Source organism: Shewanella sp. SG41-3, assembly GCF_014164545.1.
Lineage (GTDB): Bacteria > Pseudomonadota > Gammaproteobacteria > Enterobacterales > Shewanellaceae > Shewanella > Shewanella vesiculosa.
Genome location: NZ_JACJFJ010000001.1, coordinates 464,129 through 481,876 on the forward strand (window position 1 = coordinate 464,129; position 17,748 = coordinate 481,876).

The window sequence follows — 17,748 nt, forward strand, 5'->3', positions numbered from 1 at the left end:
AAAAAAATGCCCTGAAATTCAGGGCATTTTTTATCGTGTTAACTTATGCCTGCGGGGCGGTTTCAATAAAAAATGGCTCTTTTTCAACTGCCGCTAAAAACAGTTTTAGCTTAGGGTAGTTAGCGATATGTATACGTTGGCGGAATATCGCCCAACTGAGGTAACAGGCTAGTCTTAGCTGCACATCATTAAAAGGGCCATGCAAAGGCAATTCAAATGTTTCAAGCTGCATTAATGTCGACTCAATTCGCTGCGCCTGTCTGATGGTGTAATCAAAGCGCTCAATATCGACCCCATCACGAGACAAGAAGAATAAATTGATTGTGCTGTCCAATGCTGTATTGATCATACAATATTGATCAAGCTCGACAGTGCTTTCAAGGAATGGCTTGTCCGACTTGCTGCGGATATATCGCAATATGGCACTAGAATCGGTTAGCGTTAACTCACCATCTTGTAAAAAAGGCACCCGTTTAGTCGGCGATAACGTCGCGCTGGTGGCGTGATCGGTTTCAATGAATTGGTAATCGAGCGTTGACTCAAGTAGCGCAATTCTACAATGGCGAACAAAAGGTGACGTATAACTTCCGTATAGTTTCATATTGTGTCCTTAGTTGGATTACACGCTTTGCTCTAGCGGACCAAAAGCTTGATTAACCGCACTAATAAACGCGACTAATTCACTGCCCATTAAGGCAAAATCTGCATCTAAACGGGCTAATGGGTCTTCTGTACCGACTTCATCATTACCTGCTCTAAACTCTTCAGAAAACTTAAGACGTTTAATCGTGGCATCAGACTGCATTAAAAAGGCAATCGACTGGCCAAAATGTAAGGCTAGTTTGTGTACTTGCTTGCCTGTTGCAATATGAGCGAGCACTTCATCTTCTTGGAGCACTTGTTGCTTAAAGCGTACGATACCGCCTTCATCAGAGTCAGACTTAAGTTCGGCTTCATCTTGCATCTTAAATGGTGCAGGAGCTTCACCCGCTTGTAACCACTGGGTTAACGTTGACTCGATTGGAGTTGCATAACTTAACGGGATCACAGGTAAGCTGCCTAAGGCTTTACGCAGTAATGCTAATAACTCTTCCGCTTTAGTCGCACTAGAGCTATCGACTAGAATCATTTCCAGTTCAGGCATGATAAGTGCGTGTGTCTGGCTACGACGAGAAAATGCCCGAGGCAACAACGTCGTGGTGATTTCATCTTTAATGGTGTCTTTTTCTTTTTTAGTGACTTTACGGTTCTCTTGATCTTCAATCTCCGCCACTTTTTCATCTAAGGCTTCTTTAATCACTTGGCCTGGGAGAATTTTTTCTTCTTTAGTGACACAAATTAAATGACGGTTTTCAGCACTGTGCACTAATGCTTGGCCTTTTTTACCTAAAGCATTTGAAAAACCAAACTTGCTGATGTCCTGGCTCGAACAAGGAGAAAAAGTGAAGTCAGCTAAGGCATTCTCTAATGTTTCGGTATCTGTCGTAAACGGTTTGTTGAAACGGTACAAGGTGAGATTTTTAAACCACATAGAAGGCTCTCATTAATTAACAGGAAAATTCAGTGACAGCAGTTTACGGTATAGAGGCAAAGTGGTAAACCATCAAAAAAACATCAGTCGCAACACAGGTTCAGTCATCAGGATTAGAATTCATCAAACTGTCACATTACAACAACTCAGCTTGAAACCCTTGCTGTACGGAGGTTTCCTATAGGGTTAAATAGTTTGAAACAGTCAGAATGGGGATTTCATCTATCAGTGAAATATTTCTGAAACATTTGCAAGGCAGAATTCATCTCGTTCCGATACAACTAACCCAGAATAACCATGACGATATATGCGTCGAAAGGATGAAATGATGAACGTTTTTTGCAAAACACTATTAGCCTCTGCAATCGCAGCCTCAGTAGCTTCAAGTGCATACGCCGCAGATCCTCTTCAAGTTTACGGTAAGTTAAACGTAACAGCACAATCAAATGATGTTGCTGATGTCACTGAAACGACAATTCAAAGTAATGCATCACGTTTTGGTGTAACCGGTGCGTTTGAGTTAAGCAAATCATTAGAAGCTTTCTATACCATCGAATATGAAGTCAACACAGGTGATGCAAACAAAGAAAACTTTTTAGCTCGTAACCAATTTGTTGGTTTAAAAGGTAACTTCGGTGCTGTATCTGTTGGTCGTAACGACACAATCCTTAAAGTATCTCAAGGTAAAATTGATCAATTCAACGACCTTTCTGGCGATATGAAAACCATGTTTAAAGGTGAAAACCGCATGGCTCAAACCGCAACTTACTACACGCCAGTATTTGGTGATTTCCAAGCGGGTGTGACTTATGTTGCCTCTGGTGATGCAGATCAAGTTGTTGGTAGTAACGTAGAAGGTGAAGATGGCGTGAGTATGGCGCTAATGTACGGTGATGCTGGATTAAAAAGCACACCAATCTACGCTGCAATTGCTTACGATTCAAAAGTAAAAGGTTATGACACTGCACGTGCTACTGTTCAAGGTAAAGTGGCCGGTTTAGTGATTGGTGGTATGTATCAGCAGCAAGAAAAACTAGACAGCGGTATTAAAGACAATGGCTACTTATTAAGCTCAGCATATGACATCAATGATGTTACTTTGAAAGCACAGTACTTAGACATGGAAAATAAAGGTAATTCATGGTCTGTTGGCGCTGACTACAAGTTAGGTAAGCCAACCAAGTTATTTGCTTTTTACACTGCAAACTCATTTGATTCAAACGATCAAGATGACAGCTACGTTGGTGTAGGTATCGAACATAAGTTCTAAATCTGTCGTTATTTGACGGTTAAATCTGCAATCAATAAAAAAGGGCTTTAAGCCCTTTTTTGTTATATCTAAATAACAGTAATGAATTTTTTATGACAAAATGGCGTATTTAATGCCAGAATCAAGCGTTATATCATAAATCTGTAACAAAAATGTCCAATAATAGTCCCGTGGCAAATTAACGTAGAAACCCAATATGACAGCTAGGATTTTAATAGTAGAAGATGAATCAGCAATCCGTGAGATGCTGACATTTGTGATGGATCAACATGGTTTTACGACAGCTGCTGCTGAAGATTTTGATTCGGCGATTGAGTTGCTTAAAGAGCCATACCCAGATTTAATTTTATTAGACTGGATGTTCCCTGGTGGCAGTGGCATTCAATTAGCTAAACGTTTAAAGCAAGATGAATTTACTCGTCAGATCCCAATTATTATGCTGACAGCACGTGGAGAAGAGGAAGATAAAGTCAAAGGCCTTGAAGTCGGCGCTGATGACTATATAACTAAACCTTTTTCACCTAAAGAACTCGTCGCTCGGATTAAAGCCGTTTTGCGAAGAAGTGCACCAACTCGGTTAGAAGAGACTATTGATGTGCAAGGACTGCAACTTGATCCTGTCAGTCATAGGGTGACTGTCGGTGATGCTGTGCTCGATATGGGGCCGACTGAGTTTCGTTTATTGCATTTCTTTATGACCCATCCAGAGCGAGTTTACAGCAGAGAGCAGTTACTCGATAACGTGTGGGGCACCAACGTGTATGTTGAAGATCGCACTGTCGATGTTCACATCAGACGCTTACGAAAAGCGGTCGAAGAGGGTGGACACGATAAATTGATCCAAACTGTTCGCGGTGCAGGTTACCGATTTTCAACCAGAATGTAATTCGTATTGGCAGCGCTAAAAGTTTTGTCATGCTAGACAGAGCTTTTAGAAACGCTTTTTTTGCTGTCTAGCCATAATAGCCTTTTTAGGCTATCTTGTGCTTCGTTGTTAGCCCTAATAATCAGTAACGGCACTGAATGTGTTGGCGGCGTTACTTTCGAATTTAGGTAGCCTATGTTTATCTCGTATTCTGGATATCGCTTATTTTTTCGCTTAGCGATGTTGCTTGTTCTATTTATGCTGGTCGGGGCTTTATTTGACCATGTTGTCGGCGTTATGCTTACGGGGACAATTGTATTGCTCGTGTGGCACTATCGCCAAATCGCTCGGTTAAACTTCTGGTTATGGAAAGATAAAAAGCTTACACCTCCTCAAGGTAGAGGAAGTTGGGAAGGGGTGTTTAATGGTCTTTATCGTTTACAAGGAAAAAATCGTCGTCGTGTAGGTCAACTTGCTACCTTATTGGGCCGCTTTCGCCAAGGAGCAGAAGCATTACCTGATGCTGCCGTTGTTCTGGATGCCGAGCACAATATTTTATGGTGCAACAAATTGGCTCAGCTAATCTTAGGATTTGTTTGGCCTCAAGATAATGGCCAGAGAATAGATAACCTTATCCGCCATCCTGATTTTTCAGTTTATTTAAAAGATGCCCAATATAACGAACCATTAGAAATTCCGTCTCCTGTCTCAGATAAGCGTTTACTTGAAATTCGAGTCATGAGCTATGGTGATCGTCAGTTGCTGCTAATCGCTCGAGACGTTACCCGAATACATCAATTAGAAGGCATGCGTAAAGATTTTGTGGCTAACGTGTCCCATGAATTGAAAACGCCATTAACGGTATTGCAAGGTTATTTAGAAATCATGCAAAGCATGGAGGATGCAAATTCACCTAACCAAAAACCATTATCACTAATGCAACAACAAACGACTCGAATGCAGTCGATGGTTGAGCAGTTGTTGGCATTGTCACGTATTGAAGATGCTGTCGATCTCGATTTATCGAAAATCGTCAATATGACGTTGATGATGGATATTCTTAAAGAAGAAGCTAAAGCTCTTGCTGGTACCGAATATACCTTAGTGTTTAATTGTGAAGCGGGGTTGAATACTCATGGTAATGAGTTGCAATTACGCAGTGCTTGCTCAAATTTAATTTCAAATGCAATTCGCTACACCTCTCCTGGGGGGACGATTGCGGTATCGTGGCGAAGTGTGGCAACTGGCGCACTTTTTTCGGTTAAAGATTCCGGTGTTGGCATCGCGCCGCAACATATTAATCGCTTAACTGAACGCTTTTATCGAGTCGATAATGCTCGCTCGAGTAAAACCGGTGGCACAGGCTTGGGGTTAGCTATTGCTAAGCACGCTTTAAACCATCATCACACCGAGCTTAACGTTACCAGCGAGTATGGCAAAGGCAGTATCTTCAGTTTTATCATTCCATCTCATTTGTTAGTGCGACAATAGTTGCAGTTATTAATAAAAAAACAGCATTTATGCTGTTTTTTTATGACTTAATTTTGGCTAATCTTAGTTGAGATTGACTGATATGACTCAGGCACACTTGTGTTGCGAAAGACCGCTTACCAAGTAGGCTTGAGCTAAGCTGAACACATATATCTATCTCGTTTATCTTTGCATTATGCATAGGCTTAAGCTGTTGGTTTTCGTTAGGCTAAACTTTGCATTATCAAACATGTTAGCTTTCTGTGTGGCATTAGCTATCACTAAGCGCTAACAACAAGGGATAACAATCGCTAACAACCGACAACAAGAATACCCGTCATAATGCTGTGACATATAGGTTATAAACCTTGCCAGTAAGTGATTAAGGTTTAATTTATTATTTTAAGCTCGCTAAAGTGTATCAATCGACTCAGCGTTTGCCTTCCTCGGTGAGCTTAGGCCGTTATACACATCTTAAGTGCGATAAACTTATACGGGGTAATTTTGTGTCATAAGCTTGTCTTGTCAGCATTATTGTGACAAGTAGTTAATTTAGTTAAGCTGGAATTGGCTATTGTTTATTATTTTACAGGCAAATTTATATTCGCATTGATTTTAAGTGTTTGATATTAATTGTGTTATTTTTTGTATTTGTTCATGTAATACTTTTGAACCTTGTGTCATCTAACTGTCACATCAACGTCATAGACTTGTCATCAATGAGGTCGATACTGACTACGTTTTAAAAACTTAGTACGCTTAATTCTGGAGCATTACAATGAAACTGAAAAAACTTGTCGGCGCAATTACTCTTACAGCCGCTGGCGTATTCTCAGCAGCATCTATGGCTGCTATAGATCCAACTTTACCATCATATGAAAAAACAAGTGGTGTTTCTGGTAACTTGTCTTCTGTTGGCTCTGATACATTAGCAAACATGATGACGTTATGGGCTGAAGAGTTTAAACACATCTATCCAAACGTTAATATCCAAATCCAAGCAGCGGGTTCTTCAACTGCGCCACCAGCATTAACTGAAGGTACTTCTCAATTCGGTCCTATGAGCCGCAAAATGAAGCCTAACGAAGTTGAAGCATTTGAAAAGCATTTCGGTTATAAGCCAACAGCGGTTCGTGTTGCTATCGATGCTTTAGCTGTATTCGTACACAAAGATAACCCAATTACAGGTTTAAGCATTGAACAAATTGATGCAATCTTCTCTTCTACACACAAGTGTGGCGGTAAAGAAATCAACCGTTGGGGCGATGCTGGTTTAGACGGCAACTGGGCAGCTAAAGACGTTCAGCTTTACGGTCGTAACTCAGTATCTGGTACTTACGGTTACTTTAAAGAAAAAGCATTATGTAAAGGTGACTTCCGTGCAAACGTGAACGAGCAACCAGGTTCTGCTTCTGTAGTTCAGTCTGTTTCTCAGTCACTTAATGCCATTGGTTACTCTGGTATTGGTTATAAAACAGCGGGCGTAAAAGCGGTAGCTATCTCTAAGAAAGGTGATAAGTTTATCGAAGCATCAGCAGCAAATGCAGCAGATGGTACTTACCCACTATCACGTTACTTATATGTTTACGTGAACAAGCATCCTAATAAAGACCTATCGCCAATGGATCGTGAATTCTTACGCTTCGTATTGTCTAAGCAAGGTCAGCAAATTGTTGAGAAAGATGGTTATGTTCCATTACCAACATCTGTGATTTCAAAAGATTTAGAGAAAGTCGGTATTACGCTTTAGTTAACTCACTTTCAGTAAACTAAAAAAGGCCTCTTTGAGGCCTTTTTTGTTTTTTAACGTTAAAAAAATATAAAAAAAAGCAACCTAACTAAGAGGTTGCTGCTATTGCTAAGGGCAATGCTGTTGATAGATTTTTACAACTATCGAATAGGAGAATGATGATGAACAATAAGAAGCTACTTGGTACATAAAAAGTAATTCAAATTCGGTTCATATAATATGACTCATCATTTCTGAGTTAGTTCCCGATGATACTAAAAAAATGCATTTTTATATAAAAATAAGATTGGCAAAATAAGATGTGAGATTAAAACGTTTTATTTTTTAATGATTTGCATTCATTATAATCTAGATAGATTTTTCTGGTTTCTGGCGCTTTATTCGTCTTTTACCCGAAATACATTAAGGCATACATTGTGAATGTGTTCTACTTCGCGTTATGTTTTAGGTTTATGCCATTAGTCGCATGGCAAACATCAAGTCTAAATTGATGGCTTATTATTTTGCTTTTCCTGTGATCGATATTCCTCTCTGACCCAATACGGCACATTTTGATGATGCTAATGCTATTATCGTTACTGGATTTGATGTTTCTCTGCCAAGTGAGGGTTTTTTGTGACTGCAAAATGGAACGTACAACACGATTACCATTCAAGCGCCAATACGGATGCTTTATGTGTGCATCATCTTGATCTTAATCTCGTGGTTGATTTTGACTTACAGCAACTTATCGGCGTTGCCCGATTGCAATTTACGCGCACCATATCGGCAGTCTCATTAGTGTTAGATTGCCGAGATTTACTCATACATGGTATCACCGACAGTCAGGCTAATCCGTTGTCGTATACTATGAGTGATGTGAGTGACATACTCGGTCAAAAGCTGGTGATAGATGTTGGGGAGCAAGTCGATGAGGTGGTGATTGATTATCGTACATCCACAAACGCTCAAGGGCTTCAATGGCTTACACCGCAACAAACATTAGGTAAAAAATTACCTTACCTATTTAGCCAATCACAGCCCATCAACGCGCGTAGCTGGATACCTTTGCAAGATACCCCAAAAGCACGAATAACCTTTAATGCAACCATCAATGTGCCCCAGGGTTTACGTGCGGTAATGAGTGCCGAAAATATCCCTGACATGCCAGATGATGGTGTATTTACATTTTGTATGAATAAACCGATCCCGACACATTTACTCGCGATAGCGGTTGGAGAGCTAAGCTTTCAAGCAACAGGTCCCAGAAGTGGTATTTATACTGAACCCGGCATGCTTGCTGCGGCTGTCAAAGAATTTGAAGATACCGAGTCCATGATCCAAATCGCTGAGTCCATATTAGGACCTTATGCTTGGGGCCGCTTTGACATGATTATTTTGCCACCAAGCTTTCCATTTGGTGGCATGGAAAATCCCATGTTAGCGTTTATGACCCCGACATTAATTGCTGGTGATAAAAGTCTTGTTTCAACTGTTGCTCACGAATTAGCTCATTCTTGGACGGGTAATTTAGTCAGTAATGCAACTTGGCGAGATTTATGGCTCAATGAGGGATTTACCACTTATTTTACTAATCGTATTGTAGAAGCGGTTTATGGCGAAGAGCAGGCAGAACTCGAATGGGTTATCGAGTACGGACGTTTGCAAGAGGAAATGGGATCTACTCCCTTAGTCAGTCAAACCTTACCAGCCAATGTGCAAGATCGCGATCCTAATCTGGCATTTAATCGCTTTACCTACGATAAAGCATCGATGTTTGTGCATGAGCTTGAAAGTCGATTAGGCCGAGCGGGATTTGATAAGTTCCTATTTCAATATGTCGATTATTTTTCGTTTAGCGCCATTACCACTGAAACATTTATTGATTATGCCAAGCAAACGCTGTTGGTGGAACATCATGATAAGTTAACGTTATCAGAGCTTAACGAGTGGGTGTATGGACAAGGATTACCTCAATGGTTTATCGGTCCAACCTCAAGCAGTTTAGATAAAGTTGAGTTAGCAGTAGAGGCTGTTATTAAAGGTACTCCAGCAATTGAGTTACAGGTCGATGGGTGGCGAGTTCACCACTGGCAGTATTTCCTCACCCAATTACCTTTAGTTGTAAGCCAAGCGGTATTATTAGATTTAGACGCTACATTTACGTTAACAAATAGCCTGAATGCAGAAATAGCCTGTGATTGGTATCGAGTTGCCATCCGTAATCATTTTGATCCTGTGTTACCTGCATTAAGTGGCTACCTATGCCGTATAGGTCGAGGCAAATTTGTTAGACCCTTGTTTGTTGAGTTACAAATAGCCGGTTACCAACAAGAATTACTCGATATTTATGCAAAAGCGCGCCCTGGCTATCATCCTTCTCTTCAAGTACAGCTAGACAAACTACTGATAATTTAAGTATTAACCTTTTTATTGCGTTGTTTTTGTCAAAAAATGATAAAAAAAATGGCAGCCATATTGGCTGCCAAAATAATGTTTTGCGGGTTGTTATTAACGGTGCGCTAGCGTGTTAATACTTCCCAATAGGGATGATGATGAACAATAAACTGTGTTGCAATAACTTAATCTAAACTGGCGTATGGCATAAGCCGCGTGAATCATTTAGCCGTATAATCAATTAACTCGGGGGATGAAGATTAACTCATTATATGGCAATCATTTGAAACTACATTTTATCCGTACAATTAATAAGACTGGGCATAATCAGGAAAGTTCACTGAAAAAATGATTTTTTTGAATTTATTTTGCGTGTGATAAATCGCTTCAGTTATCGATGGACTTTTGCACAGATGCTGATCTCTTTTGAGTGAGCCTTTATCGGAGTGAAGCCAGTATTTTGATAATAACTGCGCCATTAGAGATCAAAATTTAACCTAACTCGTTTGGGATTATTGAGCTATTAGCATTATTGATGCTGCTCAATTCTTTGGGCGGATGATCAATACCATGTGTAAAAGGATTTCACACACTAATGGCAAAAAAATGGCAACCAATGTGGTTGCCTAAGTCGTTCTTTGTAGGTCGTAATTAACGGTGCGCTAGCGTGTTAATACTGCCTAAATAGGGATGATGATGAACATAAAACGGTATAGCAGTAATAATCCTAACTAAAAACTTGTGATAAGTGATGTCAATAATTTAGCAATAATCAATTAACGCTGATGAAGAAGCTAACTCATTATGCTGCACTTACTTAAACTATATCTTACTCCGTACAATTAATAAGACTGGCTGTCATCAGGAAAGTTCACTGAAAAACCGATTTTTTTGAATTTAATTCATCAGAGTCATATTTTCGGTCTCTTCAGCGTATATCTTTGGGGATAATAGCCAAAGATCATGAGTATATAGGGTTTATATTATGCAATGAGTGATTTTTTTATTTAGTTTATCAATAGGTTGGTTTTTAGCGCTTTAGCTGGGTCTGGTCTCATAAGCTACTTTTAAACTATTGTGTATGCTCAGGAAGGTGTCGATGTGATGCCAACAGATAAAGATTATTGGCAAATATAAGCTAAAAAAATGGCAACCAATATGGTTGCCTAAGTCGTTCTTTGTGGGTTGTGATTAACGGTGCGCTAGCGTGTTAATACTCGCCAAATAGGGATGATGATGAACAATACACATAAAGCTGTTGTAACAAGTAAATACAAACTAAACATTGGAGAACGGTTTAACGAGTTTGTCTCCTTACTGGTTACATATATTCTGACTAGGGGGATTTGTAAAAGTTCACTCAGTAATGAAAAAATTTAAAAATAATTGCTGAGTAAGATTTCGTTAACGTTTACCGCGCAAAGCCGGTAACTAAGATTCAGCGGCAAATAAGCTTATATCAGGATAATGAGGTCATGTAATCCAGAGTGAATGAAGTGTTTAACAACCATAAAAAAAGGCAATCAAATGATTGCCTATCGATCGACTTAGCGATCAAGGGGACCGCGCTAGAAGTCCCAGGGAGATGATGAACAAAAGTGAATATCACTGTTACTAAGTTTGAGTACCTGATGGTTAAAAAGTTCAATCTAGATACAAATTTTTATCGAAATAAAGATATAAATTTTATATTTGATAACTATCAGTAGCTTAGGTTTGTATTATTTTGCTGTTTTTGAGATTTAAATTTGATGGTTAAATTTAAACATTGCAAAGTGATCTAACGCGTCAATTTATCTCTGTCTTCTTGGTAACAGTAAGGCGATTAATATGATATTAATCGCCTAGCGTAAACACCTATTGCACACGCAATGATAATATTCGAGCATCTGTGGTGCTGATTAACTGAGTAGCTTTTCAATAATAGTATTAAGCTCTTCTGGCTTTGTGGTTGGCGCATAGCGCTCAAGGATATTTCCTTGTTTATCAACTAAAAACTTAGTGAAGTTCCATTTAATAGATTCACTCCCTAAAAGACCTTTGGCAGACTTTTTAAGATGTTGGTACAAAGGATGACTGTTATTACCATTAACTTCAATTTTGCTAAACAGTGGAAATGTTACGCCAAAATTTAGTTGGCAAAATTGGCTGATTTCATCTTCGTTACCTTGCTCTTGTTTACCAAATTGATTACAAGGAAAGCCTAAGATAACTAAACCTTTATCTTTATATTGCTGATATAAATCCTCAAGTGCTTTGTATTGCGGAGTAAATCCACATTTACTTGCCGTGTTAACAATAAGCAAGACCTTATCTTTAAACTGCTCCATGACAAGGTCTTTGCCTTGAATATCTTTTACGCTAATAGAATAAATTGCTGCAGTCATCTGATGCTCCTTTATATGAAAGATAGACTATATTATAAACATGATTAGTTGGCAATTAAGTTGTGGGCAATTTAATTTATCTGTTTGCTTATCAATACTAATTTCAATATAGTTTGCGCATATTTTACTACTAAGAATTAAGGACGGGCTTATGAATGATGTAAAGAACGAACTTAACTCTGAAGATGAAATCGACACCAGTTCGCAACCACAAGCAGATGTCAGCCAAGTGGTACATTTGTTAACTGAAGCAGAAGGTGATGAGCAGGCTGAAATGTTCAGTGAGATCTTAACTGAAGCCGAGCCGGGCACCATTGCTCTATTACTCGAATCGTTACCACTTGATGAGCGTTATGAACGCTGGCAGCAAGTTGATGTTGAAGAACGTGTCGACGTTTTAAACTTAATGCGCGCCGATCCTCGTTTAGGCATTGTAAAGAAAATGCCCGACGAGGAATTAGACTTACTCTTTTCTCAATTAAGTCCTGAAGATCTTATTGAGTGGAGTGATTCGTTACCTGACAATATTACTGATCGTGCATTGGCTCAGATGGGCGAGCGTCAGCGTAAGCACTTCGAACTGTATGATCAATATTCTGAAAATGAAATCGGTCGTTATGCCGATCACCAGATGCTGGCATTAAGTCTTAATTCTACCGTCGCACAAGGACAACGTTTTTTTCGTCGAATCGATTTAGATTGTAATGACCACCTATTTTTGGTCGATAGTAACGATAAATATTTAGGAACCGTGCGGCGTTATGACGTATTCAGAACGGCAGATCTTGACACTCAACTGCACGTCTTAAAATGGGATGACAGCCGAGTTATCTCCGCTGATTCATCTTTAATTGAAGCCGCCGAAGCGATTGAGCATAGTCGTGAGCTTGAATTACCGGTTGTTGATGAAGACGGTATACTGATTGGCCGCATGACATTGCGAACAGCGACAGCCTTAGTGCGTGAACATTATGAAGCACAACTAATGGCAACCGCAGGTATGGATGAACACGACGATTTATTTGCTCCAATTATCATTGGTGCCAAACGTCGTGCCGTGTGGCTAGGGATTAACTTACTTACCGCATTTTTAGCTTCTGCTACCATTGGTTTATTTGAGAATGTATTGTCGCAGGTTGTTGCATTAGCGGTATTAATGCCTATTGTTGCATCAATGGGGGGGATTGCGGGGAGCCAATCATTAACGCTGATGATCCGTGGTATGGCAATGGGTCAAATTTCAGCTGGTAACGTCATGTCGTTGATGAAAAATGAGCTAGGGATCGGTGCGCTTAATGGCATGCTATGGTCAATTGTCATTGGTATTATTGCAGGGTGGTGGTTTGACGATACGATCATGGGTATTGTTATTGCTTGTGCAATTTTAATCAATATGGCGGTTGCTGCTATTGCCGGGGTGATGGTACCGATGATTTTACAGCGTTTTAATCAAGATGCGGCTTTATCGGGATCGGTTATTCTTACCACAGTGACCGACGTGGTAGGTTTTTTTACCTTCTTGGGATTAGCGACCATACTGTATCTGTAAACAGAAAGACTCTAATCACTGATTGCTCACGTTTTACAGCATGAACATCCACAATAAATTAGTTTGTCTAAATGGTCTTGAATTGCTCAAGGCCATTTTTTTAGCCAATAAAAAAGCAAGTTTCAGGCAACTTGCTTTTTAAACTTGATGAGAAAATCCTGATAAATTACTTCCACTTAGCAGGTGCAAACTCCGTTTCAGCATTATCGTCAAAGTAACGTCGTTTAGTATCTCGGCGGCGCTGTTTTACTTTTTTCGACTTCGGTTTTCCCTTGATGTTATCGCCCCATGGCGCATCATCTTCATCAAATTCAAATGAGTGTGACATTTTCAACATTCCAGATAACTGTACCTCTGTTGGTACAGCCTCTTTTTACCTAAAGTTAATAATAAGCTAAAGCGAAATATTTCATCCTTGATGGTAAAAATTATTGCACGTGAAAATGACATTGAGATGACAATTGAATCTTTGCTAAAAATAAATCATCTTTCTTTGTACGAGTTCATGCTGACATAGTGTTAATTACAGTTACTAAGTTTTGCTATAGCAATGATCAGTGATACATGGCTGTCTAGCGCGCTAAATGGAGGTCTTGTGATGATTAATACACATTGTTTTGATGTTATAGGCGAGAGTCAATCAGCCGATGCAAAAAAGCTTATTACTGATGCTGCTGTTGTTATTGCTTGGGTAAACGCTTATCAAGTGCATTACGCCAATAGTAAATAGCATTTTGTGAACACTGTTTTCATAGATTGTGCGCAACAGCGTCAATCATTATTGAATGCCAAATTAAGCCTAATCACGCTGAGTATCACAAGCGTTATGAAATTATTCTGTGGTTGTTGTTTGCAGATCTAATGCTTGAATTTTATTAACTCTATATCGCTGTGCATCAGCTCCTTTAATCCGCCGGGATTTAACATCTAATAGGTATAAGTGATCTGAATAAATATGGTAAATATGACCACGATCTAAGATAATAATATTACCGGTTTTATCCCATTTAAAGGTACCGCTTCCTTGAAAGGGAATGTTATCAGTGCCTAAACGGACGGTATAGATGGTGTATTTGTTTGGTTTGATAAGTTCTAGTGTGGTGTCCATACCATCACAGCTTGGGCATGGAAATATTCCATGGTATACACCTTGCCATTGCAAGTCTGTTTTACTGCTTGTTGTGGTATCAATATTAGAAGTGTCTTGTTGGCCGCAGCCAAGTATTATTAGTATGAATATCAACCATACATTTTTCATCTAAAATCCTTTTAGATACAAAATTGTCGTGCATATGACGCTCGGCAGTTCTGGGGTGATTCTTGTTAAGTTAAAAATAAGCCATCTACAAGAGTACTATTTACCATCATGAATATTGCAATATTCACGATTTAATTTATGTTCAATCGGTATCTCAAGACCCATTTTAGCAGTGGTGCACAGAGTATAGTTCTCGTTTTACCATCAACCGATATGGTGAGCTTATCTATAGATATATCATAAATTTTGAGCCCTAACGTTAAATTTATGTTTTGATGTCAAAAAATTGTTTTATCTCGTCAATTCTGTCCATTGCATCTTGATAGCCTAAGTCTATCAAGGTACTAGTATAGGTTTTTTCGAATAACAGGTATGACACAATACTTGAATCTGATTGTCGATTAATGCCGAAAAATTTTAATAACGTTTTGATGGCAAACGGCATGTCATCATAAAATCGCTCTGCAATGCGACTTAAATCTTGGCTTGGTTTAATTACTAAGGTATCAATATGGCGTAAGTTTAATGTCTCACGATCTGTGGCGGATATCATTGATAAGGTGTTATTGACCCGCTGTAAACGTTCTAAGTCACTGTTTAAGGTGTCCGAGAAAATCGTATCTAACAAATGACCAGCAATGGTTGCCGTTTTTGGATGATATTCAAATTCGATGGGGAAGTGTTTGTGAGGACTGTCTAAATTAATCACAAATATTTTACTCGCACCAAGGTGGATCGGACTTGATAATGGCGATAATTGATGGACAGAACCATCACCATAATAGGCCTGATTAAGTTTAATTGATGGAAATACCATTGGGATTGCTGAGCTTGCTAGTAGGTGTTCAGTGTGCAATAAACTTCGGATACCAACGCGTCTAGCACGTTGCCAATCGTCAATGTGATCATTACCTTGATAGAAGCTATATGAGCGTGAATTGTTGTAGCACGAGCAATCGATACTGACAGCTTTGAGTGCTTTATTACCGATATTGCGATCAATTCTTTTAAAATCAATCAGTTTATTCAACAAATGTCGTAATGGCTGATTATCGAGTAGGCTGCCAGCATCCGGGTTTACTTTATCGTCTTGGAGGCCTTTAATTGCCATTTTCCCCAAATGCCTCAACACTTGCGCAATAGATGCCCGATAAACCTGATGGGTTTCAAAATGGCGCCACACCCAATCCAGTTTTTTTATGCCTAAATGGAAGCAAGATGCGTGGGTGGCCAGGGACGTTGCATTAATGGCTCCAGCGGATGTACCGCAAATTATATCAAATGGAACATTATGGTTGCGGGGATAAAACTGTACTAGGGCTTTTAATACCCCTATTTGATATGCCGCTCTAGCACCACCACCACCTAATACCAATGCTGTTGATATTGACAAGCTTTATCCCTTAATCTTTTTGATGGACGAATTTCTAGTATGAGTGGTTTTAATGTTATATACCAGTTGTCAATAAGTCGACTATGCTATTTATTGTCTATACTTTAATCTGCTTAAAACATTCGCCATAAGACATAACGATGAGTATTTATTGCATAAAAAAATATCCAGATTAATACTAGATAAGATCTAAGGTGTTTTTTTGCTCGTATATGTATTATTAATGTTAACTACACGTCATGATTAATGATGTTTTTATGGTCTAAGATGTTGATTTTGAAAATGGCCACTCGTTGATTTTTAGCTAGTATTCAATTGGTAATTCAATTTTAAGGATGGCATGTGGCACTGTTTAAGACAAAATCAGAAGTATCGGTTGATAACGATTCAATCAATAAGGCTATCAGACTTTCGCCTTGGAAAATTGCTATTATCGATGATGAAATTGGCATCCATGATGTGACTAAGTTTGCCTTGGGTCATTTCGAATTTGACGGTAAAAAGCTCGCTTTCTACTCCAGCTTTACTGCTAAAGAGGGCTTTGCTTTACTACGTGATGAGCCTGATATCGCACTCGCATTTATCGATGTGGTGATGGAAAATGACCATGCGGGGCTTGATTTAGTTGAGCGCATCCGTAATGAGTTAAACAACCACAGCACGCGGATTATTCTCCGAACAGGGCAGCCAGGTTGTGCACCAGAAGAAAGGGTCATTAGAGAGTTTGATATCAATGACTACAAGGCTAAAACTGAGCTAACTTCGACTAAGCTTAAATCATGTGTTTATACATCGTTACGCTCATATCGAGATATTAAAACGATTGAACAAAGTCAGCGAGGGATGGAGAAAGTTATTCAAGCTTCTTCATCTGTCTTGTTAAGTCATACCCTGCATAATTTCGGTAGCGCAGTTCTCGAGCAGACATTGCAATTGCTTAATTTAAGTAATTCAGCGCTATATTTGACCAGTTTTCGCGAAGACTTGTATCAAGATACTCAGATGAATTTACTTGCGGCAACAGGCAGTCTGGTCAGTTATCGTGAGATAGATAATGTCGAATCACTGCCCGGTGAAGTTAAAGAGTATATTATTGAAGCCATCACCTTAGGCAAGTCTGTTATTCATGACAATATTTATGTGGGATTTTATAAATTTGGCCTAGATGTCACGAGTATCTTATATCTGCAACATGATACCGAATTAACCCCTTTGCAAGTCAGAATACTAGAATTATTTGCCGCCAATGTCAGCCTGACTTTTGAAAACCTTTCTAGCAAAGAAAATGTCCAACAAACCCAACGTGAGCTAATCCTTATTATTGGTGATGCCATTGAGCAGCGCAGTAAAGAAACCGGTGCCCATGTAAGGCGTGTTGCTGTGATGAGCGAAATGTTAGCTCAATATGTTGGCATGAGTGATGATTTTGTTGAAACAATTCGTTATGCAGCTCCGTTACATGATGTGGGTAAAATCGGTATTCCTGAGAGCATTCTCCATAAACCCGCTAAATTGACTCCTGATGAATGGGAAATAATGAAAACTCATGCAGAAAAGGGTTATGCCTTGCTTGCTGCATCAAACCGTATTATTGCCAAAATGGGTGCGAGAATAGCCTACACCCACCATGAACGCTGGGATGGTAAGGGCTACCCTCGTGGCTTAGTGGGTAATGAGATACCTATTGAAGGTCGAATCATGGCTATCGTTGATGTCATTGATGCCTTACTTTCTAAACGTAGTTATAAAGAGGCGTGGCCCGCTGAAAAGGTAAGAGATTATTTAATTGAGCAGTCTGGTAATCAATTTGATCCACTTATGTGCACTGCAAGTTTGGCATTACTGAATCAGTTTGTGAAGATTCAACAGGAAATGCCGGATTAATAACTGATACCAACA

Annotated in this window: 14 protein-coding genes; 8 read left to right on the forward strand and 6 right to left on the reverse strand. The window is 39.3% G+C overall.

The window, feature by feature from the left end; translation table 11 throughout:
- Positions 1–43 precede the first annotated feature (43 nt).
- Together H5164_RS02030 and rdgC are read right to left on the reverse strand one after the other, a co-directional pair.
- A complete protein-coding gene (locus tag H5164_RS02030) occupies positions 44–601 on the reverse strand; it encodes a glutathione S-transferase family protein (protein WP_182754562.1) in 558 nt (185 codons plus the stop codon).
- Between the two features lie 18 nt (positions 602–619).
- Positions 620–1,531: a recombination-associated protein RdgC gene (rdgC, locus tag H5164_RS02035; protein WP_182754564.1), complete on the reverse strand. Its 912-nt coding sequence runs from the start codon at positions 1,529–1,531 to the stop codon at positions 620–622.
- A gap of 325 nt (positions 1,532–1,856) precedes the next feature.
- On the opposite strand from rdgC, the gene H5164_RS02040 reads away from it, so the two are divergent.
- The 5 genes from H5164_RS02040 (at position 1,857) to H5164_RS02060 (ending at position 9,283) form a co-directional block, all read left to right on the forward strand.
- Positions 1,857–2,801, forward strand: coding sequence for a porin (locus H5164_RS02040; RefSeq protein ID WP_124017970.1), 945 nt, complete (start codon positions 1,857–1,859; stop codon positions 2,799–2,801).
- Positions 2,802–2,997: 196 nt separating this feature from the next.
- Positions 2,998–3,687 (forward strand): phosphate regulon transcriptional regulator PhoB, encoded by a 690-nt coding sequence (phoB, locus tag H5164_RS02045; protein ID WP_011638217.1) that lies wholly within the window; start codon positions 2,998–3,000, stop codon positions 3,685–3,687.
- 174 nt (positions 3,688–3,861) lie between these two features.
- A complete protein-coding gene (gene phoR, locus H5164_RS02050; protein ID WP_124017971.1) occupies positions 3,862–5,157 on the forward strand; it encodes a phosphate regulon sensor histidine kinase PhoR in 1,296 nt (431 codons plus the stop codon).
- 757 nt (positions 5,158–5,914) lie between these two features.
- Positions 5,915–6,886, forward strand: coding sequence for a PstS family phosphate ABC transporter substrate-binding protein (locus tag H5164_RS02055; RefSeq protein ID WP_124017972.1), 972 nt, complete (start codon positions 5,915–5,917; stop codon positions 6,884–6,886).
- A gap of 615 nt (positions 6,887–7,501) precedes the next feature.
- Positions 7,502–9,283 (forward strand): M1 family metallopeptidase, encoded by a 1,782-nt coding sequence (locus tag H5164_RS02060; protein WP_182754566.1) that lies wholly within the window; start codon positions 7,502–7,504, stop codon positions 9,281–9,283.
- Between the two features lie 1,880 nt (positions 9,284–11,163).
- Here H5164_RS02060 and H5164_RS02065 read toward each other — a convergent pair.
- Positions 11,164–11,649 (reverse strand): glutathione peroxidase, encoded by a 486-nt coding sequence (locus tag H5164_RS02065; protein WP_182754568.1) that lies wholly within the window; start codon positions 11,647–11,649, stop codon positions 11,164–11,166.
- A gap of 151 nt (positions 11,650–11,800) precedes the next feature.
- On the opposite strand from H5164_RS02065, the gene H5164_RS02070 reads away from it, so the two are divergent.
- Positions 11,801–13,198: a magnesium transporter gene (locus tag H5164_RS02070; protein ID WP_182742747.1), complete on the forward strand. Its 1,398-nt coding sequence runs from the start codon at positions 11,801–11,803 to the stop codon at positions 13,196–13,198.
- A gap of 166 nt (positions 13,199–13,364) precedes the next feature.
- Here H5164_RS02070 and H5164_RS02075 read toward each other — a convergent pair whose 3' ends face one another.
- Positions 13,365–13,526, reverse strand: a complete 162-nt coding sequence (locus H5164_RS02075; protein WP_124017976.1) for a small highly charged protein — start codon at positions 13,524–13,526, stop codon at positions 13,365–13,367.
- A 267-nt stretch (positions 13,527–13,793) separates the two neighbouring features.
- Here H5164_RS02075 and H5164_RS19980 point away from each other — a divergent pair, with 267 nt between their 5' ends.
- Positions 13,794–13,928 (forward strand): hypothetical protein, encoded by a 135-nt coding sequence (locus H5164_RS19980; protein WP_259396712.1) that lies wholly within the window; start codon positions 13,794–13,796, stop codon positions 13,926–13,928.
- Positions 13,929–14,030: 102 nt separating this feature from the next.
- Here the strand turns inward: H5164_RS19980 and H5164_RS02080 are convergent, their stop codons facing one another.
- Together H5164_RS02080 and H5164_RS02085 are read right to left on the reverse strand one after the other, a co-directional pair.
- Complete coding sequence (locus H5164_RS02080) at positions 14,031–14,456, reverse strand: copper resistance protein NlpE (RefSeq protein WP_182754569.1); 426 nt, start codon at positions 14,454–14,456, stop codon at positions 14,031–14,033.
- Positions 14,457–14,721: 265 nt separating this feature from the next.
- The gene (locus H5164_RS02085; protein WP_124017978.1) at positions 14,722–15,849 is read right to left on the reverse strand and encodes a patatin-like phospholipase family protein; all 1,128 of its coding nucleotides are present in this window, start codon (positions 15,847–15,849) and stop codon (positions 14,722–14,724) included.
- A gap of 342 nt (positions 15,850–16,191) precedes the next feature.
- On the opposite strand from H5164_RS02085, the gene H5164_RS02090 reads away from it, so the two are divergent.
- The gene (locus H5164_RS02090) at positions 16,192–17,733 is read left to right on the forward strand and encodes a DUF3369 domain-containing protein (RefSeq protein ID WP_124017979.1); all 1,542 of its coding nucleotides are present in this window, start codon (positions 16,192–16,194) and stop codon (positions 17,731–17,733) included.
- Positions 17,734–17,748 lie beyond the last annotated feature (15 nt).